Source organism: Zhongshania antarctica, assembly GCF_014202945.1.
Classification (GTDB): Bacteria; Pseudomonadota; Gammaproteobacteria; order Pseudomonadales; family Spongiibacteraceae; genus Spongiibacter; species Spongiibacter antarcticus.
The window spans coordinates 115,132-139,556 of the sequence record NZ_JACHHW010000001.1 but is presented as its reverse complement, the minus strand read 5'-3'; the positions used below and the strand labels follow the sequence as shown (position 1 = coordinate 139,556).

At 51.0% G+C, this 24,425-nt stretch carries 24 protein-coding genes; 13 read left to right on the top strand and 11 right to left on the bottom strand.

Annotated elements, in window-relative coordinates; all coding sequences use genetic code 11:
* The first annotated feature begins 120 nt into the window (after positions 1-120).
* The 6 genes from cbiB (at position 121) to HNQ57_RS00610 (ending at position 5,746) form a co-directional block, all read left to right on the top strand.
* Positions 121-1,059, top strand: coding sequence for an adenosylcobinamide-phosphate synthase CbiB (gene cbiB / locus HNQ57_RS00635; protein WP_221301527.1), 939 nt, complete (start codon positions 121-123; stop codon positions 1,057-1,059).
* Positions 1,056-2,099 carry an aminotransferase class I/II-fold pyridoxal phosphate-dependent enzyme gene (locus HNQ57_RS00630; protein ID WP_184460708.1) on the top strand — a complete coding sequence of 348 codons (1,044 nt, stop codon included), beginning with the start codon at positions 1,056-1,058 and terminating at the stop codon, positions 2,097-2,099. The genes cbiB and HNQ57_RS00630 overlap by 4 nt, the downstream gene beginning before the upstream one ends.
* A gap of 42 nt (positions 2,100-2,141) precedes the next feature.
* A complete protein-coding gene (locus HNQ57_RS00625; RefSeq protein ID WP_184460707.1) occupies positions 2,142-2,498 on the top strand; it encodes a TfoX/Sxy family protein in 357 nt (118 codons plus the stop codon).
* A gap of 71 nt (positions 2,499-2,569) precedes the next feature.
* A complete protein-coding gene (locus tag HNQ57_RS00620) occupies positions 2,570-2,899 on the top strand; it encodes a BolA family protein (RefSeq protein ID WP_184460706.1) in 330 nt (109 codons plus the stop codon).
* Position 2,900: 1 nt separating this feature from the next.
* The gene (trhO, locus tag HNQ57_RS00615) at positions 2,901-3,839 is read left to right on the top strand and encodes an oxygen-dependent tRNA uridine(34) hydroxylase TrhO (RefSeq protein ID WP_184460705.1); all 939 of its coding nucleotides are present in this window, start codon (positions 2,901-2,903) and stop codon (positions 3,837-3,839) included.
* 257 nt (positions 3,840-4,096) lie between these two features.
* Positions 4,097-5,746 (top strand): WS/DGAT/MGAT family O-acyltransferase, encoded by a 1,650-nt coding sequence (locus HNQ57_RS00610; RefSeq protein WP_184460704.1) that lies wholly within the window; start codon positions 4,097-4,099, stop codon positions 5,744-5,746.
* A gap of 105 nt (positions 5,747-5,851) precedes the next feature.
* Here the strand turns inward: HNQ57_RS00610 and HNQ57_RS00605 are convergent, their stop codons facing one another.
* The 5 genes from HNQ57_RS00605 to HNQ57_RS00585 are packed head-to-tail and all read right to left on the bottom strand — an operon-like array spanning position 5,852 to position 12,180.
* Positions 5,852-7,240 (bottom strand): multicopper oxidase family protein, encoded by a 1,389-nt coding sequence (locus HNQ57_RS00605; protein ID WP_184460703.1) that lies wholly within the window; start codon positions 7,238-7,240, stop codon positions 5,852-5,854.
* A gap of 19 nt (positions 7,241-7,259) precedes the next feature.
* Positions 7,260-8,360: a DUF1513 domain-containing protein gene (locus tag HNQ57_RS00600; RefSeq protein ID WP_184460702.1), complete on the bottom strand. Its 1,101-nt coding sequence runs from the start codon at positions 8,358-8,360 to the stop codon at positions 7,260-7,262.
* A 47-nt stretch (positions 8,361-8,407) separates the two neighbouring features.
* Positions 8,408-9,538, bottom strand: coding sequence for an imelysin family protein (locus tag HNQ57_RS00595; protein ID WP_184460701.1), 1,131 nt, complete (start codon positions 9,536-9,538; stop codon positions 8,408-8,410).
* Entirely contained in the window at positions 9,538-10,881 is a 1,344-nt protein-coding gene (locus tag HNQ57_RS00590; protein ID WP_184460700.1) for a di-heme oxidoredictase family protein, read from the bottom strand. Before HNQ57_RS00590 ends, HNQ57_RS00595 begins: the two co-directional genes overlap by 1 nt.
* Before the next feature lie 33 nt (positions 10,882-10,914).
* On the bottom strand, positions 10,915-12,180 hold the full coding sequence (locus tag HNQ57_RS00585; protein ID WP_184460699.1) for an imelysin family protein: 1,266 nt from the start codon (positions 12,178-12,180) through the stop codon (positions 10,915-10,917).
* 169 nt (positions 12,181-12,349) lie between these two features.
* Here HNQ57_RS00585 and HNQ57_RS00580 point away from each other — a divergent pair, with 169 nt between their 5' ends.
* The gene (locus HNQ57_RS00580) at positions 12,350-13,213 is read left to right on the top strand and encodes an HpcH/HpaI aldolase/citrate lyase family protein (protein WP_184460698.1); all 864 of its coding nucleotides are present in this window, start codon (positions 12,350-12,352) and stop codon (positions 13,211-13,213) included.
* A gap of 6 nt (positions 13,214-13,219) precedes the next feature.
* On the opposite strand, the gene HNQ57_RS00575 is transcribed toward HNQ57_RS00580, so the two are convergent.
* Entirely contained in the window at positions 13,220-14,233 is a 1,014-nt protein-coding gene (locus tag HNQ57_RS00575) for a YheT family hydrolase (protein WP_184460697.1), read from the bottom strand.
* A 278-nt stretch (positions 14,234-14,511) separates the two neighbouring features.
* On the opposite strand from HNQ57_RS00575, the gene HNQ57_RS00570 reads away from it, so the two are divergent.
* From HNQ57_RS00570 to HNQ57_RS00550, 5 genes are all read left to right on the top strand, one after another.
* Positions 14,512-14,922: a nuclear transport factor 2 family protein gene (locus HNQ57_RS00570; RefSeq protein ID WP_184460696.1), complete on the top strand. Its 411-nt coding sequence runs from the start codon at positions 14,512-14,514 to the stop codon at positions 14,920-14,922.
* 336 nt (positions 14,923-15,258) lie between these two features.
* Entirely contained in the window at positions 15,259-16,476 is a 1,218-nt protein-coding gene (locus HNQ57_RS00565) for a hypothetical protein (RefSeq protein WP_184460695.1), read from the top strand.
* A 263-nt stretch (positions 16,477-16,739) separates the two neighbouring features.
* Entirely contained in the window at positions 16,740-17,687 is a 948-nt protein-coding gene (locus HNQ57_RS00560; RefSeq protein ID WP_184460694.1) for an OmpA family protein, read from the top strand.
* Between the two features lie 26 nt (positions 17,688-17,713).
* Complete coding sequence (locus HNQ57_RS00555; RefSeq protein ID WP_184460693.1) at positions 17,714-19,447, top strand: ShlB/FhaC/HecB family hemolysin secretion/activation protein; 1,734 nt, start codon at positions 17,714-17,716, stop codon at positions 19,445-19,447.
* Between the two features lie 323 nt (positions 19,448-19,770).
* Positions 19,771-20,277 carry a hypothetical protein gene (locus HNQ57_RS00550; RefSeq protein WP_184460692.1) on the top strand — a complete coding sequence of 169 codons (507 nt, stop codon included), beginning with the start codon at positions 19,771-19,773 and terminating at the stop codon, positions 20,275-20,277.
* Positions 20,278-20,370: 93 nt separating this feature from the next.
* On the opposite strand, the gene HNQ57_RS00545 is transcribed toward HNQ57_RS00550, so the two are convergent.
* The 4 genes from HNQ57_RS00545 to HNQ57_RS00530 are packed head-to-tail and all read right to left on the bottom strand — an operon-like array spanning position 20,371 to position 23,247.
* Positions 20,371-21,705: an ATP-binding protein gene (locus HNQ57_RS00545; RefSeq protein ID WP_184460691.1), complete on the bottom strand. Its 1,335-nt coding sequence runs from the start codon at positions 21,703-21,705 to the stop codon at positions 20,371-20,373.
* A 2-nt stretch (positions 21,706-21,707) separates the two neighbouring features.
* Complete coding sequence (locus tag HNQ57_RS00540; protein ID WP_184460690.1) at positions 21,708-22,391, bottom strand: response regulator transcription factor; 684 nt, start codon at positions 22,389-22,391, stop codon at positions 21,708-21,710.
* A gap of 19 nt (positions 22,392-22,410) precedes the next feature.
* Positions 22,411-22,713: a PepSY domain-containing protein gene (locus HNQ57_RS00535; RefSeq protein ID WP_184460689.1), complete on the bottom strand. Its 303-nt coding sequence runs from the start codon at positions 22,711-22,713 to the stop codon at positions 22,411-22,413.
* A 21-nt stretch (positions 22,714-22,734) separates the two neighbouring features.
* A complete protein-coding gene (locus HNQ57_RS00530; protein WP_184460688.1) occupies positions 22,735-23,247 on the bottom strand; it encodes a glycine zipper 2TM domain-containing protein in 513 nt (170 codons plus the stop codon).
* Positions 23,248-23,353: 106 nt separating this feature from the next.
* On the opposite strand from HNQ57_RS00530, the gene HNQ57_RS18120 reads away from it, so the two are divergent.
* Positions 23,354-23,977, top strand: coding sequence for a glutathione S-transferase family protein (locus tag HNQ57_RS18120; RefSeq protein ID WP_184460687.1), 624 nt, complete (start codon positions 23,354-23,356; stop codon positions 23,975-23,977).
* Positions 23,978-24,016: 39 nt separating this feature from the next.
* Here HNQ57_RS18120 and HNQ57_RS00520 read toward each other — a convergent pair whose 3' ends face one another.
* Complete coding sequence (locus HNQ57_RS00520) at positions 24,017-24,325, bottom strand: hypothetical protein (RefSeq protein ID WP_184460686.1); 309 nt, start codon at positions 24,323-24,325, stop codon at positions 24,017-24,019.
* Positions 24,326-24,425 lie beyond the last annotated feature (100 nt).

Here is a 24,425-nt window from a genome sequence, read left to right as displayed (position 1 = left end):
GCTAGGTTAACGGCTTTTTACGTTTTTCTTCGCAGGACATTGGCTTGGCCGTGATGGCATCAGCTACGTTATTATCGATAGTCAAGGCCTTGGCGCGACGTCAATAAGCAGAGAACCCTCTTGAATCAAATTTTACTTGTAAGTGTGGTTTGCTTGGCGGCGCTGGCGCTAGATCGCCTGCTCGGTGAACCCAGACGCTGGCACCCCTTAGTCGGTTTTGGGCGACTCGCTGCAGGCCTAGAAAATACCTTAAACCTAAATAATAGCCCGTTTCTGCAACGCGTAAGCGGACTGGGGTGTTGGCTGTTATTGATTGTTCCGGCCATTGTTGCGGTCGTTTTTATCGATTTTGTGATCTATGAACTTTCGCCGCTTGCCAGTGTGGCCTGGCATATTGCGGTGCTGTACTGGGCGGTTGGGTGGCAGAGTTTGTGCGAACATATTCGTCCCGTCGCGTCAGCATTGGTGGCGGGTGATCTGGGCGAGGCGAGACTGCGGATCAGTTATTTAGTCAGTCGCGATACTGGTGACCTCAATGCCGAACAAATTTTAACGGCGGGATTGGAGACAAACTTAGAAAACAGCAGTGACGCGGTATTTGCGTCGCTATTTTGGTATGCCGTGGCCGGCCCTGGCGGGGTGGTATTGCAGCGCTTAGCCAATACCCTGGATGCGATGTGGGGTTATCGAAATGAGCGCTACCGCTATTTTGGTTGGTGGGCGGCGCGCAGCGACGACGTCTGTAACTTTGTTCCGGCACAACTTACCGCACTGGGTTTTAGTCTGCTGTCTTGTTCTGCTCGGCCCTGGCAATGCTGGTTTAAACAGGGCTGGTTTTGGAAAAGCATCAATGCCGGATCAGTAATGGCCAGTGGCGCAGCGGCCTTAGGCGTAAGCTTGGGTGGCGCGGCAAGCTACCATGGCACGGTTTCGAATCGATCGTCGCTTGGTTGGGGCCGGGCGCCAGTCGTTGGCGATTTGGAGAAAAGCATTAAATTGGTGAATAGCCAGCTCGCGGTATGGCTTGGTCTTGGTCTCGTACTGGGGTTATGTCAATGACTGGTACACGTACTCAGCCGCCGCGACACGGCGGTGATCCTCGCGATTTGCCGCCAGCACCCGATGGCTTGCCGATGATGGACTTGGCGACCGGGGTGAATCCCTGGAGCTGGCCAGTGCCGCCGCCGCCAGCGAGTTGCTATAAGGTATTGCCTTATTTTTGTCCTGAATTACAGCGCGCCGCTGCCCGTTATTACGGCGTGGCGGAACAGAGCATTTTAGCGACTGCTGGCAGTCAGCCTGCCATTCAAGTGCTACCCTGTATCGTCCCGCCAGGACGCGTCTTGTTGGCAGAGGTCGCCTACGAAGAGCATCGCTATCGCTGGTTGCTTGCGGGCCACGAAGTTCAGTATTTTAGTCGCTATGGGCGAGAAGAGATTGCGCAACGGATTGTGGCTGAACAAATTCACTATTTACTGATTATTAGTCCCAATAACCCAACAGGCGATGTCGTTAGCGGTGACGACGTCCGCTACTGGCGTTCATTGCTGCCTGCTGACGGTTTGGTGGTTATCGATCAGGCCTTTGCCGATGCCATGCCAAGCAGTGACTTAAGTGCTTTGGCGGCGGAGCCAGGAATTGTGTTGTTGCGCTCGGTGGGCAAGTTTTTTGGTTTGCCAGGGCTGCGCCTAGGGTTTGTAATAGCGGAGCCGTGGCTATTGGCTGAGCTAGATACGCATTTGGGGCCTTGGGCGGTGTGTGGCAGCGCGCAGTGGATAGGCCGTAAAGCGCTGCTTGATCGTCGGTGGCAAGACGATATGCAGCACCAGCTGATGGTGACCGCAAGGCGTCAAGGCGAGCTGTTAAAAAGCGTGTTCCGTGCTTATTTTCAGCAGATCATAGTGACCCCCTTATTTATTACAATGACCATACCCACGGCGCAAGCAGCTGTACTCCAGCAGCGGTGTTACGCGCAAGGTTTGTCAGTGCGGGTGTACAACGGTGGCTGTGTGGCTTATATGCGCTGGGGGCTGGCGTCCGATCAGACGCTGCTGGCACAGCGTTTGAAGTCACTTTGTCTAAGCGATTTGGCTGCATAGCAGCTGATTGGGTCGCTGGCTAAACGACGGGAGCTCAATACCATGGCAAAGGCCAGTGCCTTTACGGTGTTCTTAGTTGATCAAATGCAGTGGCTCGGTCCAGTGACGTCGCGGCGGATGTTTGGCGGTACCGGACTGTTCCTAGAGGGTTTGATGTTCGCACTGATTGTTGAGAATACGCTGTATTTGAAAGCCGATACTGCCACTCGCGGCGACTTTGATGCCCTAGGATTACCGCCTTTTAGCTATCAGCGTAATGGTCGAGATATTGCGCTTTCTTACTTCCAGGCGTTAGACAAGGTCATAGACGATAGAGACATGTTGATTGAGTGGGCAAATCGAGCCTACGCTGCGGCCATGCGGGCTGCGGCGGCTACGGGTCGTCTTAAACGTGACTGAAGTGTTTGGGCGCGATGTTGCCACAGTCAGTGTATAATATGCGCCGTTGTGGTGATTGCGAGAGATAGCTGATGTCGATACAAGAAATAATACACGCTAAATTAACGGCGGCGCTGACGCCCAGTCATCTTGAAGTGATCAATGAAAGTCATATGCACAGTGTGCCGGCCAATTCAGAAACCCATTTTAAGCTAGTCCTCGTCGCCGAGGCTTTTTCGAGCTTACGCAAAGTCGCTCGCCAGCAGCGGGTTTACCAGCTTTTAGCAGAGGAGTTGGCAGGCCCTGTTCACGCTTTGGCTATGCATACTTATAGCCCCGCAGAGTGGCAGCTTCGCGCTGGGTCTGTGCCCGCGTCGCCAGATTGCTTGGGTGGTAGTAAAAAGGAGCAGGGCGCGAAATAGTATGAATCAGTTTGTTGTAGCTGCACTGTATAAATTTGTGAGTCTTCCCGATTTTCAATCCTTGCGCGAGCCATTATTAGCGCAGTGTTTGGCGGCGGAAGTGAAGGGCACCTTACTCCTCGCCGAAGAGGGTATTAACGGCACCATTGCCGGCTCTCGTGGGGGCATCGATCAGGTGCTAGCCTATTTACATTCAGACCCCCGATTCGCCGACGTGGGGCATAAAGAGTCCTATGATACTGAGCAGCCCTTCTATCGGATGAAGGTTAAGCTTAAGAAAGAAATTGTAACCATGGGTGTTGCTGGTATCGACCCCAAGGATATTGTGGGAACCTATGTTAAGCCTCAGGACTGGAATGCTTTGATTGCTGACCCCGAAGTATTGCTTATTGATACCCGTAACGACTACGAGGTGGAAATTGGTAGCTTTAAGGGCGCTATTGACCCCAAAACGACCAGTTTTAGGGAATTCCCTGAATATGTACGAGCCAATTACGACCCCGCTAAACACAAGAAGGTGGCGATGTTTTGCACCGGCGGTATTCGCTGTGAGAAAGCCTCAGCCTTTATGAAGCATGAAGGGTTTGATGAGGTTTACCATCTTGAAGGTGGCATTCTAAAGTATTTGGAAGAGGTGGACGAAGCCCAGAGCCAGTGGCAGGGTGAATGTTTTGTATTCGATAATCGAGTAGCAGTGACTCACGGCTTACTCACTGGAACTCATGAGCTTTGCCACGGTTGTCGACGACCTATTACCGCAAACGATAAGCTCAGTGACATGTTTGAGGAAGGGGTGACCTGCCCAGCGTGTTTTCATCACATAAGCGATGATCAAAAGAAGCGCTTTCGGGATCGACAAAAGCAAGTGGAGCTCGCCCGCCAGCGTAATGAGAGCCATGTTGGCGCGCCACCGCCTGCGCGCCAGCGCAAAAGCCGCTAAATCTATGTACTTGATAACGGCTTAAAGTAGCGTGCTGGCCTGTTTATACCCGTAGCTGGGTTCGCGGGGCAAATAGGTGGATATCGTCTTTCCAGACTAGATATGCGCTTACAACTCAATTTCGCGACTTAATGTACTTAGCATCCGGAAAAATTAATGTAATATGGCTATGTTGTTATCGCGCGCTTAAGTGATGGCCGCTGTTTAGATTGTCGTCCCCTTGGAAGGGGGAATATTAAAATAAGAGGTTAAATTGCATGAAGCAGTTAGGTGTACTTGATACGGCATTTATTAATCTCGAACATGCCAATACACCCCAGCATGTTGGTGGCTTAGGGATATACGACCCATCAACAGCGCCTGGTGGCGCGGTGCGGTTTAAAGGCGTTATTGCCAATTTTGAGCGGCGGCTGCACAAACACACCATTTTCCGTTCGCGTCTCGTTAAGGTGCCCGGCAATGTGGACCGGCCTTACTGGGTTCAAGACGCTAATTTTGATGTTGAATTTCATATTCGCCATATTGCCTTACCTCAGCCTGGCGACTGGCGTCAGTTATGTATCTTGGTTGCGAGGCTGCATGCGCGGCCACTTGATATGAACCGCCCGCTCTGGGAGGCCTATATCATTGAAGGTTTGGACAATATTCCGGGTGTTCCCGAGGGCGGCTTCGCCATCTATACCAAAATGCATCACTCACTCGTTGATGGGGCTGGTGGCTCGTCAATCATGTCAGTCATCCATGACTTGGAGCCAGATCCTGCTGCCGTACCCCAAGCTGAGGCGGTAGTAACTGCCGATGTGATGCCGAACTCCTTGTATCTCGCTAGTTCGGCAGCGGTTAATAATGTTAGAAACACCGTTAAAATGGTAACGGGTGGCGCGGGTGTGCTGCGCGATTTAGGGAAAATGGCGATAGGAATGGCGCAGAAGAAAATTCCTGTTCCTTCTATTTCGTCGCCGCGCACGCGATTTAATACCCCCGTTGGCCCTCACCGCGTATTTGAGGCTGCGGAGTTTCCGCTAGCCGATATCAAAGCACTGAAAGACATCTGTGAAGTGAAGATCAACGATGTTATTTTGGCCATCATTGCCGGTGGTTTACGCCATTATTTAATGCACCATAAGGAGTTGCCAGACGAAAGCTTGGCGGTGTCAATACCACTGGATATGCGAACGCGGCGGGGAATGACGGACGAAAATAACCAGGTAGGTTCGGTGTTTGTCGAGTTACATACGAATGTTGCTGATCCAGTAAAACGCTTGGCTGGGATTTATAAAAGCTCGCAAGAAGCGAAAATTTACGGTGAAAACTCACCTTTAGTCGATGTCTTGCGCCTTGCCGGTGTAATGTCGCCCGCGCTCACGCGGCCACTGGTCAATGCCTATGTTAATAATGAGCTGACTCGCCATTTGCCTTTGGGAATTACGTCGGTAGTGTCTAATGTGGCAGGCCCAACCTTCCCGCTGTACTCTGCCGGCGCACAGATGGTCAGGTATTACGGTCTAGGCTTGCTTACGCCTGGAGTAGGTTTATTCCATTTAATCTTTAGTTCAAATGGCATTGTGACCCTGTCGATAATCGGTGATCGGGATTCCATGCCCGATCCGGCGTTTTATCGTGAGTGTATTGAAAAGTCTTTCGCCGAATTATTCGCAGCGGCAAAGGCGACCCCGAAAGAAGACGCAGCGGCTACGGCGCCTAAAAAAGCGAGCGCAAAACCCGCGCGTAAAAGCAAAGCCAGTAGTAGCGCAACTGCCAATGCCAGTGTGCAAAAGCCGGTGGCGAAAAAGGCACGCTCCTCTGCGAGTAGCAGCGCGGCTAAATCGGGAGCGGTTAAAACGAAACAATCGGCATCGTCTTCCGCTAATGGCAAGGTAGTCCCAATTAGCCAGCCCCAGAGTTAAGTCGTTACGGTTAAGGTGTAAGCCTACGCAGGGTTTGCGCTTTAACCGGCTAGTTATCTCCAATCACCAGTAATAAATTTCGTTTATTGCGTGTTGTATAGACCTTTAGGCAATAGTGATATAGCCCATGAGTCCCGTCTGCATGTGTTCGATTACATGGCAGTGGAACATCCAACGGCCTGGGTTGTCGGCCACAAAGGCGATTTTAGCACGCTCGTTTTTCTCCAATAAAATGGTGTCGGTGTGATAGGGCGTGAGTTCCCGTTTGTCAGATTCCAACACGGTAAAGATTAAGCCATGGAGATGAATAGGGTGGTGATGTGGCGTGGCATTGTGCAATTCGACTATATAGCTTTGCCCCAGTTTTAGTGTGGCGAGGGGCGCGGGTAAGTTTTGGTGGCTGTGGTCGTTCCAAGCGCGGCGATTGATTAGCCAAAAACTGTGGTCAACTTGGCCATCTTTGTTGCTTGGTGACAGGGCGCCGGCCCATTCAAACACAAAGCTAAGAGTTTCAGCGGCCGCCAGCTGTGGCGCTGGTATTGGGTTGGCAGGTAGCGCGGGTATCCCTGTTTTTACGGCCTTAGTCTTACCGCCAGCAACCGTTTTTAAACGACAAATCTCGACGCCAAAGCGCCCCTTCATATCGTAAATCGGAATCTCGACACCCAGTTTATTGGGGCTAATTAAGCCGACGTCTAGACGCATACCCGCGCCGGTAGGGTGAACCTCTAAAGTATAGGGCTTAGCCACCGGGCTGCCGTCAATGGCAATCACTTTGGCCTCGTCATTCCGTAAACTGAGATTGTAAACTCGGGTATTGTCTAGGTTTAAAAACCGTAAGCGCAGCCGTTCTCCTGCGGGCACGTCGATGACTGGCTTTTCTGAGCCGTTGATTGTGGCTAAGGTGCCCAGTGTTCCTGCGCGTGCGGCTTCTCTAGGGATGGACAGTGGCAAATAGCTGCCATCGGCTTTTAGGCGCCAGTCTTTCATGCCAATAATCACGTCGTGATAATCGGGGAGATCGCGCTCTTCAACAATTAGCGCGCCCACTAAGCCTTTGCCCAATTGTTCAACACTATTCATGTGGGGGTGGTACCAAAAGGTGCCCGCGTCGGGGCAAGTGAATTCATAAATAAAGCTGCCGCCGGCGGGCACCGGAGCTTGGGTTAAATAGGGAACCCCGTCCATGGCGATATCGAGCCGTATACCATGCCAGTGAATGGTACTGGGTTCATCCAATTTGTTAATGAATTTCACGCGCAGCGGCTGACCCTGTTTGGCGCGAATTATTGGCGCTGGAAACTGGCCGTTAAAACCGAGAATGTGGCTGTCACCGTCTTTTGCCAGGCGCGCGGTGGCGGGTTCCGCAGTAAGAATGTAGTCGTAGCGGGGCTTGCCACTCTTATCTGCTGAGGCCATGGCCAAGCTCAATTTTGGCAGTGAGCTGGCGAGCAGCGCGGTGGCACTGCTTTTGATAAGGGTTCTGCGTTTCATATTGCTTCCTTAATCGTGTTCAGCGCAATAGTGTTAGGTGGTTATCCCAATGGGTTCCAGGGGCGTAGGCAAGGGGAATCAATTTCGTTTGCTCGGGCTTTAACGCCATTAGCTGGCCATTGCCATTGCTTAAAATAAACTGCTGATAAGCGGCGTCATAAATGGCCCCGGCACTGTCTCGCAAGGAGTATACCTGTTGTAACTGCAAACTACGGAGATCCCAGAGGCAGACGAGATTGTCGCGGGGGCAGCTAGTCACGGCGTGTATGCCCTGCGCGTCAATACTAATGCTGGCAATATAGTCTTGTTTAAATTGCAAAGGCAGTTCGCCATAGCTCATTGCAGTGAGGGCGGCGCCCCGCTGATGGCTGTATACCAGCGGCAGTCGCGATGGCAGACTACCTTGGAATTGGGCGCCAATAATAACTTGACCGCTTGCGCTAACGTCCAGATGGCGGAGGCTCAATTGGAAATGTGGTGCAGCGTGGCGCTCTACGACCCTTCCGGAGGCAATATCTAAGTAGTGCAGCGCGGGCGTCATGGTATTTGGGTTCAGTGTTTTTCTGCCACTGGCGGGCAAGGTTTTAATGCCGCCAATGGCAATGGCCAAGGTCTTGCCGTCGGGCATCAGTGCCAGTTCGTGAGGGCCAATGCCGTCGCAGTCCATATGGCCAACACACTGATAATCTTGCTGGCAGTCGTAAACACCGATACTGCCCGCGCCATCATCGGCAAAATAATTTTCAGTGGTGTATAAGTAGCGGCCATCGGCACTTAGGCAGCCGTGACCGTAGTAGTGGTAGCCATCTTCACTGCTTACGGTGTGCAGCAAGCCGCCGTGTTTCGCGTCGACAATATACATTTCACGGCCAGGTCGACGAGAGAAAAAAACCAGCTCCTGACGCTGGCGATGGAATAGGCTGTCGTGACCACGGTGGGCGATTTTTTGAGACAGCTGCCAGTGATCGTCGCGCCACACGCCTATATGCTTGCCGTCGTCATCGCTGGCGGCGCTGAGAACCGGTGTGAATTTGGCAGTTTTGGCCAGTGCTGGCGACACGCCCACAAATGGTGTGCTCAGGAGGGCGCCAGAGGCGAGGATAAAGCGACGACGTTGCATGGTGTTCCTCAAATTTTCTGATTGCTGGTGGCGCAGAGCTTGTTAATTTAGTCGCCGTCTTTGGCGTTAAACCCAAGGCTGATACCTAAGGCCGTGGGCAAATCAGATTTCAGTAAAGAAAGCAGCGTGGTAATTTCGTTTTGAAACGCAATAAGCTCGGCTTGGTCGCGGGGCGCTGGGCTACTAAACAAACTATTGGGTATGGCGTTGGCGGCGCTGAGACTGCTGTCAAAGTGCTGTTGGATTTGTGCGCTTAAATCGCTGTGTTGCTTAACGCTGGTTAAATAGTCGTCTAAGCCATAGCCGCTTGCCGCAGTAAACACCGTTTTTAATGCCATGAGATTGGCGGTGATCGCCTCTCTGGAATATTGGCTCCGCCACCATTCGAGCAGGTAAATTTGTGCTTGGCCGTCGCTGCTTGCAAGGCCTAAGGGGCGCTCAAATTTGTCCCGTTTAATGAGTTCAACGCCGGCCACGAGGGTGTCGAGTAAATTAGCGAGTGCCACATTGTCGTCGGGGTATTCTGGATTATCGGGGCCAGTTTTAGTAAACGCCTGCAGGTAGTTGCCTGACTCTGGACGCCATGCATCGTATAGGCCGTTAGCAACTCCGTGTAAATGACCGGTCACCGCGACCAATAGCGCGCAGCGGCGAGTGCTGGTGTCGGTATTCGCATAGCTCTTTAGAGAGCCGAGCTTCCCGTCAAACAGCAAGTATTCTAGCGACGACAGGCCTTGTACGACAACGCTGGCGTCGTCGATACGTTTTTCGTTTAATACTTCGTCACTGCGTATAAGTACTTCAACTTTGCGGGCAATCAAGTTCTTTTTGTCGGGCCAAAATTGAATTTTCCAGGCTTGATTGTCGATGAGCAGAGGGCCAAATTGCAGGTTTTGCACCCCAGACCAGCTGTCCACGGTGGTTCGCCAGTGAGTGCGGACGAGGTCGAGGCCCTCGCTGCTTGGCGCGGCACAAAAACTATCCGCAGCGAGGGCCAGCGCCTGGCTGCTAAGTGAAAAGCGTTCGTGCGCGGGTAAAATAGCCAATTTGCTGGTGTTTATCAGCACTTTTTCTGAGGGGGGCGGACTACAGGCGGCGGTTAAACCTATGGCGGCAATAAGCAGCAGGCTGTGGGTCATCACTTTTAATTGAGGGGCGCTCAGGGTTGGTAATTTCATTACAGTGCCTTAAGAAAATGTAGCAGAGCCGTTTGTGAGTGAGAATCAAGTTGTTGGTAATTTTGACGGCTACGCTCAGCCTCGCCGCCATGCCAGCGTATAGCCTCTTCGACGGATTTGGCGCGACCGTCGTGAAGCAGGCGTGTTTGAGTGTCGTCTCGACTGCGTATTCCTAGCCCCCAAAGCGGCGCGGTGCGCCATTCTGTGGCTGGGGTGTTGTCGGTATCGGCGCTGTCAGCAAGTTCTGGACCCATGTCGTGCAGCAATAGATCGCTAAAGGGGTAAATGGTTTCTTTTTGCGTAGTCACGCTAGTAAGTGATGGTTGCAAGCCAAAAGCAGCGGTGTTGATTTCGGTTGCTGGAATGTGGCAGTCGGCGCAACCGAGCTTAATAAAGTGCTGGTAGCCCGTTTGTAAGTCAGGCTTTTTTTGTATGCTCGGCACCGCGAGATTGGCAATATAGTAAGTAACGGCATTTAGCAATTTTGCACTTATTTCCGGCTCTGGGTTTTCGCTTAGCGCAAACTCTGGGTCGCAGTTTGGCATAATGGGCGGGCAATTTGGCGCTGAATAAATGGTCGAGCGAATACCCAAGTCTTGGCTAAAGGCCAAGGCGACTTGTTGCTTAAGACTGGCTTGGCTGGCCTTCCAGCCAAAGCGGCCGGGGCGCAGTTTTTGTTGTTGTTCGTCCCAGCGCAGTTCGACACGGCCAGAAATACCGTTGCCGTCGCGATCCTCAGGATCACTGCGTTTAACGAGCAGTTCGTCAGAGATACTGTTTAATAAACCCATGCCGATTAAGGCGGGGGCAAGCCGCGCTGAAAACGCCATACCGTTAGTATCGCCATAGTTCGCTTGCACCATAAAATACTGGCGGTGACTTAAGCTAGTTTGTTCGCTGGCTGCCTGACCCGCCGATGCAATGTCGCGCCACGCAATCTGCCCTTCGGCTCGGTTGCCGAGTAGCGCGTGATCTTGGAGCTGCTCGCCATAGGCATTATGGTTTGCGCCAATGGCGGCGATGCGCAGTATCAGGCCAGGGCCGTGTTCCGGTAATTGGCCTTGGCCATTGTGCTGGTGGCAGGCGACACAGCTGTTGGCGTTAAACAATGGCCCAAGGCCGTCGCGCGCGCGGGTGCTGGCGGGTGCGCTCACCCAGGCTTGATTGGCAAAGCTTTTTCCCACCGCCCAATCGAGTTTCTGCTCCATACTGAGTTGAGGCTGGGCCTGTTCAAGAATACGTGGTGAGTCTGAGGCAAGGCTAAAGCTGGCGCCACTGTCTAAGGGGAGTGGCGCGTGGCTTTTGCAGGCCGATAATGCAATGACGGCGCACAGTAGCAGCATCGACGGTGATATCGTGCGCGGCCTCGGCAAGGTTTATAGGCCTGTGGCTGTTGGGTCGATTTTAATAGCCGCTGCCGCGGCTTCAAAGGCGCGAGTTTGCGCTACCAGGTCTTTCAGAATGGCGCTGAGAATATCTTCGCCTCGCTGATTACCCTCCGCGATAAGCATGTCAAATTTCATTGGCTTTTCCTTGGCTTCGGCGGTATCGCTTAATGCCTTTAAACTTGCCATGGTTGCGCTCAGAGTCTGCCGAGTTTTCTTGTCGACGTCGGGGCTTGCCTGCTGGACTAAATCACTTAGTGACGGGCCACGTAAAATGTCACCATTGAGTCGCTGGTAGCGACCGAGGTACACATTTTCAATACCCAGGCCGTTGTAGTAGTGAGACCAATGGGTGTTGTCGCTAAAACAGTCGTGTTCATCTTCTGTTGAGTTGGCTTCTAGTGATACTTTTATCCGTTCACCACCTAGCTCGCCTAATGACAGTGATCCCATGCCGTTGAAAATTCTCGCTAAGACAATTTGCTTGTTGAGGGCGAGCAACTGGCTGCGGTAATTGCCGGCGTGGTTTGGCGCCCACTGTTTGGTCATATAACTGAGGTCTTCTACCAGGATACTGACCGCCGTGCGCAAATAAGCGGCGCGCCGGTCACAATTGCCGTGACTGCATTGCGCGCCTTGGCTGTAATCGGTGTAGGGACGTTCACCCGCGCCGAGTTCGTGACCGTGGAGGTCCTGCCCCCATAGTAAAAATTCAATAGCGTGGTAGCCCGTGGCAACATTGGCTGCGGAGCCGCCGAGCTCATGGAGGCCGCGTAACAACTCGGCGTTAATCGTACTGGCGTCAATAATCTCGCCACCCAGATTAATGCGGGCATTGGCGATAATATTAAGGTCACCGCCAATATTACCCAGGGCGGCAAAATAATCGTCGGCGACGTAGTCGATTAGCCCCTCGTCGAGTGGCCAGCTATTAAGTTGGTGCTCCCAGTCATCTACCACTGGGTTTCCAAAGCGAAACGCTTCGCTTTGCTGGTAGGGAATACGTGCGGTTTGCCATGCTTTTTGCGCTGCAATTAAGCCTTCTTGATCTGGCGCTTGCAAAAAGGTTTCAACCTGAATTTGCAATTGGCGAGCGCTACTTTCGGCATCGCTATAAATTGCGTGGCCGAGGTCGGCATAATGTTTAACCACCGCTAGCGCATCGACTTTTGCCGCAGGTTTGGCTTCAGCCTGAGCGAAGCCAGAGAGAATTAAACAGGCAATAAGGGCTAGGGGGTGGCGAAACAGCGCTGACATTAACAGACTCCGCAATGAAAACTGGCTTCTCTGGAGAAGCGGGGTGGATATTCTATCGCTAATTGATAATGATTCGCAATTAATGCTTGCCTGCAGTCCACTAGCGCCGGATAAGTCAGCGGCTTAGCTGTGGTAAACTGACGGCCTTTTACATTATAGAGAGTGTCTTATGGCCGTTAATCCGCGTCGCTCAGTACTGTATATGCCTGGTTCCAATGCCCGAGCTTTAGAGAAGGCGCGTAGTCTAGACGCCGATGTTTTGATCTTGGATCTGGAAGATGCGGTGTCACCAGCGCAAAAGGCGTTGGCGAGAGAGCAGGTGCTAGCGGCGGTTATGGCTGGTGGCTACGGCCGGCGCGAACTCGTGGTGCGGGTGAATGGCTTCGATACCGAGTGGGGCCGAAAGGATATTGAGGCGTTTGCGACCGCGTCGATTGCCGCTCTGTGCCTGCCAAAAGTCGAGTCAGCGGCAGAAATTCACGCCGTGGTTCAGGTCTTGAAACAGGCTGGCGCCCGCGCCGACTTAAAATTGTGGGCGATGGCAGAAACGCCACGAGGGATATTGGCGGTTAATGAAATAGCCGGCGCTCACGAGCGCATGGATGCCATTGTGCTAGGCACCTCAGACCTCGCCAAAGATTTGCGTGTACCCCACACTCCTCAGCGGCTTGGGATGCTGACCTCTCTTGGCTTGTGTGTTTTGGCGGCCCGTGCGAATGGCATTGACGTTTTTGACGGTGTACATCTGGATCTGGATGATGAGAATGGCTTGACCTTGGCGTGCGAGCAGGGCGTCGAGCTCGGTTTTGATGGCAAGACCCTGATTCACCCTAAGCAAATTGCCATCACCAATCGCTTATTTTCGCCGTCAGTGGAAGCCTTGGCGCGAGCGGAAAAGATCCAGGTAGCTTGGCAAGAAGCTACGGCAGAAGGTAAAGCCGTCGTGTTGGTTGACGGCCGTCTGGTTGAAGCCTTGCACGTTGAGGAGGCAGTGCGTTTACTGGCGATTGCCGAACAAATCGCCGTGACGTGAGTCTAGCTACGATTGTTGATTACTTTTGGCGGGATCACCCGTTGGGTAGCGCCGTAGGTTAATCAGCTCGAGTAAACGTTCGTCTAACCAGCTGTCGAGTTGATAGTTTTTAACGAAGCCGCAGTGGCCGCCGTAGCGCTTGGTTTCGATGCTAAGGTATTTACTCTCGGCCAGGCGCGCGAAATCCTCCGCCAAAATAATAGGGTCGTCTTGCGCGGCAATGATGTGGGCCGGAGCGTTTAAATTTACCAAGGCATCTTCGGCGATGGAGTAAGCCTGAAAGTAATCGGCGGCATCGCCAAACTCAGTGTGGTTTGGAATAAAGTAGTTGTTCATATCGCGCAATGTTTTTAGCTTAAATAAGCTGTTCTGGTAACCTAGCTCTGGGTATAAATTGATTTTTTTGCGCAGGGATTTTTGCCATTTCCGAACAAAATATTTCTCGTAAACCCACCAACCTTGCTCGAGGGCAATCATGGTTTTCGCCGGATCAACTACCGGGCAAATAGCCACGGTTTGTTTGATTTGTAGATCAGCTTTTGCCGCCTCTGCTGCGACCCGCAGCGCGAAATTGCCGCCCAGTGAAAAGCCTGCTAAAAATTGCCACTGCTGGGGGTAGGTTTTGTGGATTGCTTGAATTGCGCCCACCACCTCATCGAGTCGTGCAGAGTTAAACAGTTCGCGGTTAAGGTGATGGCTAGGCCCGTGGTCGCGCAGGTTAAGCCTAAATACGTCGTAACCTGCTGCAAACAGGCTGCCGCCAGCGGAAAGCATATAAGTTGATTGGGAGCTGCCTTCCCAGCCGTGAATGAGAGTTATTAAGCCCTTGCTGCGAACCGCATGAGCGGCGTGCTCGCCCAATAACTGTTGGCCTGCACCGCAATCTAAAACAACGGTCTTGCTGGCATTGAGCATCGCTCGCGAGCGGGGGTAGCTGCGTAATTTTCGCAATTTAGTCGACGCTAAAATGGATTGGGCGTGGGGGTTTCTCAAAAGCCCATTAGGGGCAAAATCATTCATGATAAATCCTGATGAATATGCGGTTGTATATCGTCGGTGCTACGTCGAATGGGCGATGTTCCAACAGGGCACTTTATTGCGACTATCAGAGGCTTTTAATGAGGTCTCGGCGCTAAGTGCCTGTTGTGGCTTCAGCTGACAGTATGCCACGCGCATTGCTAATGACCAATTATTGCCGGGTACCTCATGGCAGGCTAGCGTGGTTTCTTTCAACGCTGATTTTTAAGTGCGTGCTATTAGTCAGCATATTTATCGTTTAGTTATTTAGGAGAAATACAATGGGAAATGCACAGGCAGCGCTGGCGGCGAGCCGTTTGTCAGGCAAGTACGTAGAGCAGGGAGATAAGGAAGCGTGGTTGGCACTGTTTTCAGACGTGGCCGTGGTTCAAGATCCGGTTGGAAAATCGCCACTCGATCCAAGTGGTGAAGGCCACAGTGGCAAGGAAGCAATTGCGGGGTTTTGGGATTTAATTATTGCGCCGGGCAAAATTGAATTTACGATTTTGTCATCATTTCCTGCTGGCGACGAATGTGCCAACTTGGTCCACTTGGTGAATAATTTGCCAAATGATCTAAAAATGGAAATGGATATGGTCGTTGTTTATAAAGCGGATAATAGTGGAAAAATTTCCTCCCTCAAAGCGTATTGGGATTTTGACGCAGTTCAGGAAAAATTAATGTCAAGTTAAAAAATTTATTACACTTCGTTAAATGCAGCAGTTCCGTACAAGGTCTTTGGGACTGCTATATAAGCTCTAATACTCATAATAATTATATGTGAACTTGAGTTTGCAGATGCTGTCTTATCGTCATATGTGACGGCATTTCTTCTGATTTTATTCAATTTTAGTGCCTATAAGTTTGTCTGTTTGTCTGTTAGTCTGTTAACTCTGTGACGTGAATCACTAAAGTCAATCTGTACTTTCACGTACTATGGTTTACAGCATGGCCATTTTGGGCTGCGGTCATATGTTATGACGTGGCATTGGCAAAATAAAATATGGACATTATCCGGGGTAGGTATCATGAAAACACCATCAATGAAAAAATTAGCATTAGCAGCAGCAATAGCATCAATGACATCTGTTTCGCTTGCGGGGCCGATAGCGCCGGTAGTTGACCCGATAGCTGGCGCCTTAGCGGGAACGCCCTTGTCTATGCTGACGGATCAACTTAGCAGTTTGGATGCACAGTTAGAAACTTTGTCCGCTGGTGGTTTACCCGGTTTAGACGCGCTACCCGTTGATCCCGCGGCGCTTGCTGGCGGCGGCTTACCTGGTTTGGATGCGCTGCCCGTTGACCCAGCATCTTTGCCAGGTGGCGGCTTGCCGAGTTTAGATGCACTGCCTATCGATCCAGCTTCCCTGGGCGGCGGTGGGGGTGGCGGCGCTAATCCTCTGGCGGGCTATGTAACCCAGCTAACTTTCGCTGCAGATGAACTGGCGGTCGATCTCGGAAGTGATGACAGCACAGTCGATGCGGTGACGGATGTTGTTGATACCTTGGTCCTTGATCCGGCAATGCTGCCAGAGAGCATTCAAGTGGTGCCAGCGACATTGGTGACGGCGCTTACTGATTTACAGGCAAATTTAATGGCGTTGAGCGGTGCCGGTGGTGACTCTTCACTGCCTTTTGACCCCGCTGCTTTAGCAGATGGTAATTTGCCCGGTTTAGATGCGCTACCGATTGACCCCGCGTCTTTGGCTGGCGGTGGTGGCGGCGGTGCGCCGGGTTTGGATGCATTGCCAATTGACCCTACTAGTTTAGCCGATGGTGGTTTACCCGGTTTAGACGCACTGCCGATTGACCTCGCGTCTTTGGCTGGCGGCGATGGCGGTGGTGCTCCGAGTTTGGATGCATTGCCAATTGATCCGTCTGTCTTGGCCGATGGTGGCTTGCCAGGTTTAGATGCCTTGCCGATTGATCCTGCGTCTTTGGCTAATGGCGGTCTTCCGGGCTTAGATGCACTCCCTGTTGATCTCGCCTCACTGGCTGGTGGTGGGGGCGCCAATCCTCTCGCGGGCTATGTAACGCAAGTGACGTTTACCATTGATCAACTGGCTGACGATATCAGTGGCAGCGATGGCTTGTTTGATACAGTAACGGATGTTGTTGATGTATTGGCGACCGATCCAGCAGCAGCCCAAGCGAGTATAGAAGCAATTCTGCCAACCATTGAAACCACCGTGGCCAATTTGCAAACCAATTTAATGGCCTTGTCCGGTGGCGATAGCCCACTTTAATAGCGTGAAACCCTAAATTTATAGGGTGTTGTTGGAACTTTGGTTGACTGAAAATAGTGTGTTTTAAGCCAGTCTTTTCTGTTAGGGGCTGGCTTTTTGCTGTTTGGTAAAGCAGTGATGTTATGCCACACTACAGATATACTGTGAATAACTTGTCATGAGTGATGCGGATGCAGTGCTCAGCGTGGTTTTATAGTGCCTTATTTGCTTTTAATGCGGAGTGAATCCCTCTTTTGGCTCGATTAGCGCGGTTACTTTTATTGATGATTAGCGTTGTCGCAATGTCGCCGTTTTTGCGTGCGCAACTCGTTAACGTTGAATTATTAGGAAGCTCGCTTACCGCGCCTGTGACTGGCGCCTTGTCGGATGTGGATTTGCTGAGCGGTGGGGTCGACGGCTTTGATAATTTATTGGGTGTCGAGGTGCTCGGCGACAGCACGCTTCTTGGTGTGAGTATTAGCGGTCAAGATATATTGCTACTGGGCGCTCCGGTTGCCGACGAACCAGTAGGTGGAGCCTTAGCTCCCTTATTAGGTATAGGTGACTCTCAGGGCGCTGTCCTTGAGTTTTTACAGGATACCGCCAGTGGCGGAAATGTTGATCCCACGGTTTTAACCATTGAGCTACCGGGTGCCAGCGATGGCTCGGGGAGCAGTTTTGATAATAGTAAAGACAAAGTGCCAACTTCAAAAGGTGATTCTTTAGGTGGTGTCTCTAAAGGTGGTGCGTATCGCTGCATTGATAAAGATAATGACAGTGTTTGCGATAGCCAGGACCGGTGCCTAAATTCGCCCGCTAATGTAATGGTATTGCCATCGGGTTGTCACCTTGATCCAGCTGCACCGCTGGAGCTGCGCGGCGTAACATTTGCCGTGGACACCGCCTTGCTAACAACCTCTTCTGTAGCGACACTCCGTCAGGCAGCAAGAATTCTAAAAGAAAATCCTAAGCGTAAATTTGAAATTTCTGGTCATACTGATGATCTGGGAAGTGAGCGCTATAACCAACGCTTGTCTGAGCGTCGGGCGTATGCCGTTAAAAGCTATTTTCTTGCGGAGGGTGTGCCCGCAGAGATGCTTGTTGTTACAGGATATGGCGAAAGTCGTCCGCTAATAAGTGTTGATGGACTCGAGGGGCAGGCGTTGGCCGCTGCCCGAGCGCGGAACCGGCGAGTAGAGCTCGTTGTGATAAAGAATAAAGCTCAGTACTGAGTTAAAAAACAAAGAATGGAGACATTATGGCTATTGATTTACCGCCAGTAATACCACCGCAGGCTTCTACAGCGGAACGTATAGAACAATACGCGGCCCTGCATTCTGACAATATCGTCGATGTGAATATTGGCGATTACACTTTAAAAATTTCCGGTAATCGCTACCTAAGTCGTGAACAGCTAAACATGATTATGGCTGCCGCGCAGTCGCCCGCGCAGGCGGTGAGTGCACTAAATCAAGCTTATTACCAATTGGGCCATTTATTGGTGACGATCTACTTTGCGCAACGCGAAAACACGATTTTTGCTCATGTTATTAACGGGAATTTAGCGGCGGTGAAGGCGCCAGATAATATATACCCGTATTTTTCGACGTTGATAGGCGACAAAGATCTGCAAAAATCGGAGTTTGGCAGTAAACAGGTGCTGGCAAATTTGAAGAGTGATCGCGCTGGTTTGGATTACGCCGTTAGTTACCAGGTGGGGGGGGATCCGGAAGCCTACACCCTCGTGTTCACCGAAAAGCCCAAAGCCGATTATGACAGCACTGATCTTGATTTTAGCGTGAATAATTTTGGTAATCGGTTTCTTGGCCGCTACTTTGGCAATGTCAGTCTCAAACATGACTTTAAATCGGGTGTTGAGGCCTCATTTGCGTATGATCGTGCGCTAACTGAATTGGGCGAAGTGAATGGCGGCGACTATTACGACGGCTATACCTTTCGCTTGAACTACCCGAGCAGTTTCGGCCTCTATGGTTTAGAGGCGCGGTATATCGAGTACGCGAGAGATGCGGATGTTTCTTTGACGGGTGATGTGGGTGGAGATGCTGGCGGAAACTCGACGGGGCTATGTACCTTAGCGCTAATTTGCGATGTCAGTGAGGCGCTGCTGGGCTTGGATTTAAACGGGCTTGGTAGTGGTACGCCGCTTTTTCCGTCACCGGACGGAACAAATACAACCCTTAATTTATATTCTGAAACCAAATCGATTGCGTTCAGTGGCGAGCAGGTAATCTCCAGCGACAGTTTTCAGCGTCTGACGACATCACAGCGCATAGAGAAAATTGATAGCTATATCGAGGTGAAGGATTACGGTTTGGCTCTAGATGAACCCCACACAAGCTTAGAGTTGGGCGTGAAGTACACCAAGGTGATGCGCTTGTTCGGCTTTGGTACCCAATTAACTGCGCAGGGTTTGCTTGAAGCGGGATTAGAGGCCGACGCAGGAACACTGGGAACGGACAGTAGGGAGGGGGTTGTCGCCACGGGTCGCCGAACCGGCGAGTTCCTTATTTTTAAGCCCCGTGGTGGCTTGAAGATGGCCGTTGCCGACTGGGTCAGCGTAAAGTGGGATTTTATTAGTCAATATTCTGATAAAAAGCAGTTACCCCTGCAACAGCAGTTCTTTTTGGGTGGTGGTAGTGGCCTCAGTGCCTATTTGCCGGGTGTGTTGGTCGGTGATTCGGGCTTGTACACAAAGCTTGCGCTAGAGAGTAATGGGCTTCCCTTTGCAGGGCTGAATTTTACGCCTGTCGTTTTTGTGGAGTACGGGCAAGCCTGGTACGAGGATGCTGCCGGTAGCGCAGGCGATGTTCGCGCGATTGCGGATGCCGGGTTTAGTGTGAAGCTTGAACTTGGCAAGACCTTTGAAACCGAGTTGATCGCTGCGACACCAATGTACGACGACAATCTAGACAAAAAATCCCTGTCGGCATTGGAAGTGGACTTTTTCTGGCGGTTAAAACTGAATTTTTAATTGCGACAAGGGCATCTCAAACCGCTGAGATGTCTTTCTTCTGACATATCTCCCTTTAAGTACTTCACGTCGATAAACTTCAGCAGTGGAGCTTCAATTTTAATATACGCATACCAATAGTGCGCAGTCCAAAAGCTCCGTGTCGTAGGGCGCTGTTATTTGATTTTCTCCCGCATTTTTTGTGATCTAAGTCACGCCTGGGTATAGGTGTTAATACGTAATATCAATGTGCGGTCGCGGCCTATTAACTTTTAGTAATAAGTGAAATAGCGCCGCTTGAATAATAAGTATTTTTGCTTAACTGTTTATTTTTAGGGGAAATTATGGAAATCACAAAATTCAAAAAATTAGCGATTGCTGTGACATTGGTGTCTGGTAGCAGCCTTGGCCTTGCTGGCCCACTCGCGCCAGTGATTGATATTTTGAGCTCAGTTGACGCGCAATTAGGCGGCTTGCCAGCGCTTCCCGGTCTGCCAGTAGATCCGCTGTCACTGGTCGGTGGCGGTTTGCCAAGCCTACCTAGTGTTCCTGGTCTACCAGTAGATCCTCTGTCACTATTGGGTGGCGGTTTGCCAAGCCTGCCTGGTCTTCCTGGTTTGCCAGTAGATCCTCTGTCGCTATTGGGTGGCGGTTTGCCAAGCCTGCCCGGTCTTTCAGGCCTACCAGTAGATCCACTGTCATTATTGGGCGGTGGCTTGCCAAGCCTACCCGGTCTTCCTGGTTTACCAGTAGACCCACTGGCATTGCTTGGTGGTGGATTGCCTGGCGTTCCTAGCTTGCCAGGTTTGCCTGGCCTGCCAGTAGACCCACTTGCACTGCTGCCTATCTAAGGGGCTCAGTCATAGTCACCCGTTAATTAAGGTGATTGCGTAAGATTAAAGGGCCGCTTGTAATAAGCGGCCCTTTTGGTTTGTGGTAAACGCCTATGATTTTGCTAAGGTGATCTTAGTTTGCAAACCGCCGAGTGTAGATTGCTCAAAGCTCAGTTCGCCTTCATAGCTATCGATGATGTCTCTAACAATAGCAAGGCCTAGGCCGTGTCCTTGTCCGTATTGATCCCCGCGCAGTCCTCTTTGTATTAATGTTTCGCGCTGCAGTTCGCTCATGCCAAGGCCGTCATCGTCTATGTATATATGGCATAGCAGAGGTGTTTCAGCGGCGCTAATTACGATCTTGTGTTGGCAGGCCTTGCAGGCATTGTCCAAAAGGTTGCCAAATAATTCCATGGCATCTTGCTCATCAATGGCCAGTGTTAAATCGAGTTTTAGTAAATTCTGAAATTGTAATGATTTGTCGCGATAGACTTTTTCAAGGGATTGATTAAGACGATTTATTAATGCCTGGATACGGGTTTTACTGCTCAATTTTTGTTTGCCACTGCTTACTGCGCGCTTAAGCTGGTAGTTAATTATATTATCCATGCGGGTAATTTGTTCATTCACAGCATTATTGTCACTACTGCCGGATTTAAGCACGGCTAATGGCGTTTTTAGGCTGTGTGCTAGATCCGCGAGGGTGTTGCGATAACGCTCTCTCTGTTTTTTCTCTTTATTGAGTAGCTGATTAAGGTTGTGAGTAATGCCTTGCAGCTCCCTTGGATAGTTGTCGCTGAGCTGAACAGTATCACCTTGCTCCAGGCGGAGGAGGTCTTTGGCAAGTTGTCGAAGTGGGCGTAGCCCCCAATACAGAATAACAGCGCTAACGACCGACGAGATGATTAATACGAGTCCTAGCCATAGGCTAATCTGGCTACGAAAATTATTTAGTTCGTTGAGCAGTGTGCTTTGCTGAGAGTAAAGGGAAAATAGCAGTGGTACCTCATTTTCATTGTCGGTTTCCCAAATAGCGTGGTAGTGAAATGTAAAATAAGATTCTTGGTTTATTTTCGCTTCGCCAAAAAGTTCCTGACCCGAACGTGGCATATTTTGCGGTGCTGGCAGATTCAGCGTGTCACTTGATACTGAGCGCCAAACTATTGAGTTATCGCGTCGTCGAATTTCTGCGTAAAGGCCTGAGCGAAATTGCCAAAAACGGGGTTCCTTAAGTCGGTCGCCCATTTCAAATTCGTCGTCTTGCCATTCTAGAGCGCCAAGTAAACCAAAAAATTGTAGGCGTAGTTGCTCCTGCTCCGCGCTCATTAAGCTGTTGGTGTGGGCGCGGTCTATCGCGACACCGGTTACCCCTAGCAGTATCGGCATCAGGGTGAGGCTGGCAATGATCAAACGGCGTGTAATTGAGCTGGGGCGGATGCGCAGCATGTTTAGTGTTGGGTTTCGCCAAGCTCAAAGCGGTAGCCTCGGCCACGGAGCGTCGAGATTGGCTTTAAGGTATTGTCTGGGTCGATTTTTTTACGCAGGCGAGCAATAAATACTTCAATTACATTGCTGTCGCGGTCAAAGTCCTGATCGTAAAGGTGTTCGGTTAAGTCGGTTTTGGAGACCACCTGTCCGCTGCGCATGGCCATATATTCCAAGGCATTGTATTCATAAGCTGTTAATTCCAGTGCTTGCTTATTCAACAAAGCGCGCTTGGCTCCCGTGTCGATCGTAATACAGCCAAATTCCATTTTCGGGCTTGCGAAGCCGGCGGAGCGTCGAATAAGGGCGTTGGCTCTTGCCATGACCTCTTCTATTTGAAAGGGCTTGGCAACATAGTCATCGGCCCCCGATTCAAGGCCTTCGACTTTGTCTTGCCAGCGATCACGGGCGGTTAATATGAGAACTGGGAATTTTCGGCCTTCGCTGCGCCACTGTTTTATGATGCTAATTCCGTCAAGCTTTGGCAGGCCAAGGTCTACTACCGCGAGATCGTAGGGGTTTTCTTGCCCTAAAAACAAGCCTTCGCTGCCATCGCTGGCACAATCGCAGGCATAGCCAGCCAGTTCAAACTGGCGGCGGAGCTGATCCAATAGTAGCTGTTCATCTTCTACAAGTAGTATGCGCATAGTTAGTTCTCGTCAGGGCTCAATCAATCGTGACGTTCTTGATTTTGCCATTGTCTTGTAGAATTCGGACTCGATAAGCTGAACCGACTTTTTTTGCGCCAACTGCTCGCCCGCCGTAGCGCTGCTCTGCAATGTTGATTGCCTCGTTGGCGGTCATTGCGTCGCGAACTCGGGAGCCGTCTAGCCGCTGTTCAAGTTGAGGTCGCTCAGGTAATCCGAAACGACCGCCGCTGGCGCCCCGCAGCGGGTCACTGTTGGCGGTGGCGGTCAGCGCGGCAGCACTGACAAATACTAAAATATTGCACCACTTCAATCTGCTCATAACATTCCCGGGCATTAGCCCTTATCCACGGGGAGTAACATTGACTTCAATCTCAATCTGCTTGCCCGGATTATAGGGTAAACGGGTGTGATAAATCTCACCTTGATAGCGGTAGCTGACATTGTAGCCAACTATTTCTTCTCGCCATTCGTGGTGGTTTTGAATTTCGCAGCGGTCAATCGTTTCGTAGTGATGGCCCTGATGTCGTCGCGATATATCGCTGCCGACACTGGCACCGAGCACCGCGCCGACCACAGTACCTACTCGTTTATTACTTTTGTGATGACCTAGCTCATTACCTAAAGCGCCGCCTATGATCGCGCCAAGAATTGGCGCGGTATTGCTGCGGTGTTCGTAAGAGACATTTTCTTGCCAGCATTGTTCACGAGGCACTGAGTAGTTAATGCGCTCATAAATTGGGCTTACCTGAGTTACCCAAGCGAGGCGGGTAGTGCTGTGGCTGTAATGGCGATGGTCGGCTTGAGCTACTGCAGAACAGAGCGCGAGCAGGGGAATTACAGAGTACTTCAACATGGCATATACTCCCGTGGTCAGTTAGCAGATAGCCTAGTCTGCCCAGCCTTAACTTGAGCTGAATATTGCATTGATTTTGTAAGTAAATAAAACACGGGAGAGATAAGTGAAATTATATACCTATGAACCGGCACCAAATCCTCGACGTCTCGGGCTGTTTATCAAGCATAAGGGTATTAGTATCAATACCCAAGCTATAGATATGATGACTAAGGAGCAGTTTTCTGACAGTTTTTGCGCCATTAATCCGCGGTCAACGCTGCCAATTTTGGTGCTCGACGACGGCACTGTGTTGACCGATACCATTGCGATCTGCCTGTATCTCGATAGCTTACACCCAGAGAAGCCCTTGTTTGGTCGCAGCGATCTAGAGCGGGCTCAGGTTATTGGTCGTTGCCACCAGATATTTTTTGAAGGCTTCTCCGCAGTGGCTGAAGTGCTGCGCAATAAAGGTGAGGCCTTTAAAGACCGCCCATTGCCAGGGCCTTTAAAAATGCCACAAATTCCCGCGCTAATTGACCGCGGTAATCTTCGTATTGGCGCTTTTTACGAGGCGATGAATGCAGAGCTGAGTCGTCAAGATTTCCTAGTCGGCAATGACTTAAGTCAGGCAGATATTGATCTCTATGTTACCTTGGGCTTTTCTGGCTGGGTCAAACGCCAAATTCCAGACAACTGCCCAGTGCTGCAAAATTGGTTTGCCGGTATGAAATCGCGCTTTGGCGAATAGGGCGCCAAGGCCGCTGATTTGGGCGCAGCGGCCTTGGGGTTAAATCCCAAGAAATACCTTGACGCGGGTATTAAACGCGGGCTCGTAGTGATGGCCACAGTGGCGACTATGAACATGGCGAACATAGTAACGGTCATGGTATCGGTCATGATGGTCATGGTGATCGTCGCGTACGTAATAAACATCATGATGATCATGATGGTGTTTATAGGCGTGGCGGTCATGTCCCTTGCCATTACTATACCGATAGCGGGCCTCAAACTCGCTGTCACCACGCTGGTGGTCGGCATAGCTGTTTACGGCGAACGCCAGCCCAGCTATAAGAACGAGGCTAGTACTTAATTTCATGATAATGACTCCTAGGCTGAAGAACAGCAACAGAGTGGCATAGCGAATCTGAACCATGGCTGAACCGTATCAAATCGCGTGAGTGCTGCTACTGCGAAAG

What these genes read in the sequence shown, in the direction of transcription:
- HNQ57_RS00585 (WP_184460699.1), bottom strand. Translation starts at nt 12,180, where the DNA reads ATGTCAGCGCTGTTTCGCCACCCCCTAGCCCTTATTGCCTGTTTAATT.
- HNQ57_RS00540 (WP_184460690.1), bottom strand. Translation starts at nt 22,391, where the DNA reads ATGCGCATACTACTTGTAGAAGATGAACAGCTACTATTGGATCAGCTC.
- HNQ57_RS00550 (WP_184460692.1), top strand. Translation starts at nt 19,771, where the DNA reads ATGGAAATCACAAAATTCAAAAAATTAGCGATTGCTGTGACATTGGTG.
- HNQ57_RS00570 (WP_184460696.1), top strand. Translation starts at nt 14,512, where the DNA reads ATGGGAAATGCACAGGCAGCGCTGGCGGCGAGCCGTTTGTCAGGCAAG.
- HNQ57_RS00555 (WP_184460693.1), top strand. Translation starts at nt 17,714, where the DNA reads ATGGCTATTGATTTACCGCCAGTAATACCACCGCAGGCTTCTACAGCG.
- trhO (WP_184460705.1), top strand. Translation starts at nt 2,901, where the DNA reads ATGAATCAGTTTGTTGTAGCTGCACTGTATAAATTTGTGAGTCTTCCC.
- HNQ57_RS00575 (WP_184460697.1), bottom strand. Translation starts at nt 14,233, where the DNA reads ATGAATGATTTTGCCCCTAATGGGCTTTTGAGAAACCCCCACGCCCAA.
- HNQ57_RS00530 (WP_184460688.1), bottom strand. Translation starts at nt 23,247, where the DNA reads ATGTTGAAGTACTCTGTAATTCCCCTGCTCGCGCTCTGTTCTGCAGTA.
- HNQ57_RS00605 (WP_184460703.1), bottom strand. Translation starts at nt 7,240, where the DNA reads ATGAAACGCAGAACCCTTATCAAAAGCAGTGCCACCGCGCTGCTCGCC.
- HNQ57_RS00535 (WP_184460689.1), bottom strand. Translation starts at nt 22,713, where the DNA reads ATGAGCAGATTGAAGTGGTGCAATATTTTAGTATTTGTCAGTGCTGCC.
- HNQ57_RS00595 (WP_184460701.1), bottom strand. Translation starts at nt 9,538, where the DNA reads ATGAAATTACCAACCCTGAGCGCCCCTCAATTAAAAGTGATGACCCAC.
- HNQ57_RS00520 (WP_184460686.1), bottom strand. Translation starts at nt 24,325, where the DNA reads ATGAAATTAAGTACTAGCCTCGTTCTTATAGCTGGGCTGGCGTTCGCC.
- HNQ57_RS00565 (WP_184460695.1), top strand. Translation starts at nt 15,259, where the DNA reads ATGAAAACACCATCAATGAAAAAATTAGCATTAGCAGCAGCAATAGCA.
- HNQ57_RS00580 (WP_184460698.1), top strand. Translation starts at nt 12,350, where the DNA reads ATGGCCGTTAATCCGCGTCGCTCAGTACTGTATATGCCTGGTTCCAAT.
- HNQ57_RS00625 (WP_184460707.1), top strand. Translation starts at nt 2,142, where the DNA reads ATGGCAAAGGCCAGTGCCTTTACGGTGTTCTTAGTTGATCAAATGCAG.
- HNQ57_RS00560 (WP_184460694.1), top strand. Translation starts at nt 16,740, where the DNA reads ATGATTAGCGTTGTCGCAATGTCGCCGTTTTTGCGTGCGCAACTCGTT.
- HNQ57_RS00620 (WP_184460706.1), top strand. Translation starts at nt 2,570, where the DNA reads ATGTCGATACAAGAAATAATACACGCTAAATTAACGGCGGCGCTGACG.
- HNQ57_RS00545 (WP_184460691.1), bottom strand. Translation starts at nt 21,705, where the DNA reads ATGCTGCGCATCCGCCCCAGCTCAATTACACGCCGTTTGATCATTGCC.
- HNQ57_RS00590 (WP_184460700.1), bottom strand. Translation starts at nt 10,881, where the DNA reads ATGCTGCTACTGTGCGCCGTCATTGCATTATCGGCCTGCAAAAGCCAC.
- HNQ57_RS00630 (WP_184460708.1), top strand. Translation starts at nt 1,056, where the DNA reads ATGACTGGTACACGTACTCAGCCGCCGCGACACGGCGGTGATCCTCGC.
- HNQ57_RS00610 (WP_184460704.1), top strand. Translation starts at nt 4,097, where the DNA reads ATGAAGCAGTTAGGTGTACTTGATACGGCATTTATTAATCTCGAACAT.
- HNQ57_RS00600 (WP_184460702.1), bottom strand. Translation starts at nt 8,360, where the DNA reads ATGCAACGTCGTCGCTTTATCCTCGCCTCTGGCGCCCTCCTGAGCACA.